Source organism: Ruminococcus callidus ATCC 27760, from assembly GCF_000468015.1.
Lineage (GTDB): Bacteria > Bacillota > Clostridia > Oscillospirales > Ruminococcaceae > Ruminococcus_C > Ruminococcus_C callidus.
Map to the genome: position 1 here is coordinate 2,765 of NZ_KI260332.1, position 2,862 is coordinate 5,626.

Below are 2,862 nucleotides of genomic sequence, written 5' to 3' on the forward strand. Positions count from 1 at the left end.
GCATCTTACGCACAAGCTTTATTCAGTGTTTCCTCAATTATTTTGTGATACTATTATACATCGGATTGCAGGATCTGTCAAGTGCTGCAAAAATGCATCTCACCGAAAGCGAGGACACCGACCCATGAAAGAACAGCGGAACATCACTCTTGCCGGCGAAACCATTTCCTACACGCTGGAACGGAAAGCCGTCAAAAATATCAACATGCGGCTTCGTCCGGAAACTGGTCTGCTGGTTTCTGCACCGATGCATGTACCGTCAGAACGGGTGGAACAGATCTTACAGCAGCATGCCGCGAAAATTCTCCAGACCCTGCACCAATACGCCGCTGCCGCAGAAAAGCCGAAACAGTATCCGGTGCACTATACCGCCGGAGAATCAGTACTGTATCTGGGGAAATCCTGTCGGCTGGCGGTGGAACGCGGCAGTCGGGAAAGCGTGCTGGTGCAGGGGGAAACGCTCCGGCTGCTGGTGAAACAGCCGGAAAACGAACAGGTTCGGAAACAGGTATTCGACAGCTGGTGGGAAAACGCCTGCGAAAAGGCAGTGCGGAATCTCTGCCGTGCAGTTTATCCCGTGTTTGAAGCGAAAGGCGTGGTATTTCCTGAGATCCGGTTCCGGCATATGGTTTCCCAGTGGGGCAACTGCCGCCCTACCCGCGGCGTGCTGACGTTTAATCTGCGGCTGCTGGCGGCACCGGTGCGGTGCATGGAGTACGTGGTGATGCATGAGTTTTCCCATTTTCTCCATCCGGATCATTCGCCGGCATTTTATGCGGAGATCGCCGCAGAACTGCCGGACTGGAAACAGTTACAGGAACAGCTGCGTGATGTGGAAACGCGGATCTGACCGATGCAGCACTTTTGGGGCGTGTATGTATTTGCAAAATCAGCATGATTTCGGCAGTAAATTGACATTATGGCTAAAAAATCCAGATGCCGTTTGGGCAGTTTTCATAGATTTCTCGTATGAAAGGAAAAAACTGTTGATTTTTTTTGTGAGGTATGATAGAATAAATTTCGGGCATGTCTGCACTTTTTGAGAATTGTCCTGAAGTTGGGGCAGAACGGTGCAGAAAAATGCGAACTACGAAAGGAGTTTTTTTATGAAGAAACTTGGGCTCGGTAAGCGGGTATTGGCATGTGCTGCCAGTGCTGCGACGTTACTGACCGGAACTACAGCGTTGTCCGGACTGACAACGCTGGGAAGTATGGCAGCATCTGCTGCGTCTTATGACAACTACGCAAAGCTGCTGCAGTACTCCATGTATTTTTACGACGGCAATATGTGCGGCTCTGATGTGGGAAGTGCCTCCCAGTTTGACTGGAGAGATAACTGCCACGGCAGCGATGAAGTGGACGGCGGCTTCCACGATGCAGGCGACCACGTAAAGTTTGGTCTGCCGGCTGGCTACACCGCTTCTACTCTGGGCTGGGGCTATTATGAATTCAAGGACAGCTATGATGCACTGGGACAGACGGCTCATTTGCAGGCACTGACCGATCGCTTCTGTGACTTCTTCAAGGCAAGCACAAAGCTGAGCGGCGATACCGTAACCAGCTTCTGCTATCAGGTAGGCGTAGGACAGGCTGACCACGATGTCTGGTGCTCTCCGGAGTCCCAGAATGACCAGAGTCTGCGTACTGCTTACTGGACTTCTGATGATGCCAGTGACATTGCCGCAGAATATGCAGCAGCACTGGCTGTCAACTACATCAACTTCGGCAACGCAGAAGACCTGAAGTATGCAAAGGCACTGTACAATTATTCTATCAAGACCAATAAGGCAAATTGTCCGGAGGCTGAAAACTTCTACAGATCTTACGATTACTATGACGATCAGGCATGGGCAGCTGGCTGGCTGTATCTGGCAACCAAGGACAGCACCTACAGCTCGTTCCTGGACAAGTTCATGAACGACACCAATGCCGGTAAGTCCGGTCAGTCTGGCTGCAAGTGGGGCGTATACTCCACCATGTGCTGGAATAATGTCAGCCTCGGTGCTGCGATCCTCCAGAGTGAGATCACCGGCGATGCAATGGACTGGGCAAAGGTCACCACATATCTGAACGGCAAGTGCACCAGCGAAAGCACATATTACTGCGAAAGCGACTGGGGCAGTGCACGTTATAACACCGCACTGCAGATGGCAGCACTGGCTACCACGAAATATTCCGCAAAGAGCGGCATGGATTATTCCAGCTGGTGCAAGGCACAGATGGGCATGATCCTGGGCAACAACCCGAAGAATGTGAATTTCGTTGTCGGCATGGACAGCAATTCTGCAAAGTATCCGCACCACAGAGCTGCATCCGGCTATCAGAGCTTTGACGAAATGAAGGGCAGAACCGACTACAGCAGCAATGGCCACACGCTGGTCGGTGCTCTGGTCGGCGGTCCGGCAGACTCCAACTTCACTTATACTGACTCTGTAAACGACTATCAGGCAAACGAAGTTGCCCTGGACTATAACGCAGGTCTGGTCGGTGCAGCAGCAGGTCTGTATTCTATTTACAAAACCGGTTCTGTAGACTCCAGCATTGAAGGTGTCAGCGGCAGCATTGTTACCACCACCAAGGCAACAACTATCACCACCAAGGCAACAACTACCACCACCAATAAGCCGGTGACTACAACCACAACACAGGCTACTACCAAGCGGAATATCACAACCACTACAATTGCCACTGCCGCTCCGTCCGGCGGTAAGACTGCAAACATCACCACCGGTACACAGGTTGGTACTGACGGTGACAAGCAGATGTATGCAGAATTTGCTCCCAACGGTGCAAAGACTGCGACTCTGTACTACAAGGTCAAGACCAGCGACACCAACTCCAGCGGTGCATTCGGCACATGGA

General features: G+C 51.7%; 2 protein-coding genes. Both read left to right on the forward strand.

What is annotated here, in order from left to right; genetic code table 11:
• The first annotated feature begins 124 nt into the window (after window positions 1-124).
• A complete protein-coding gene (locus RUMCAL_RS03470; RefSeq protein ID WP_021681134.1) occupies window positions 125-850 on the forward strand; it encodes a M48 family metallopeptidase in 726 nt (241 codons plus the stop codon).
• 256 nt (window positions 851-1,106) lie between these two features.
• Window positions 1,107-2,862, forward strand: a 1,756-nt coding sequence (locus RUMCAL_RS03475; RefSeq protein WP_207636437.1) for a glycoside hydrolase family 9 protein, incomplete at its 3' end; no start/stop codon positions are given.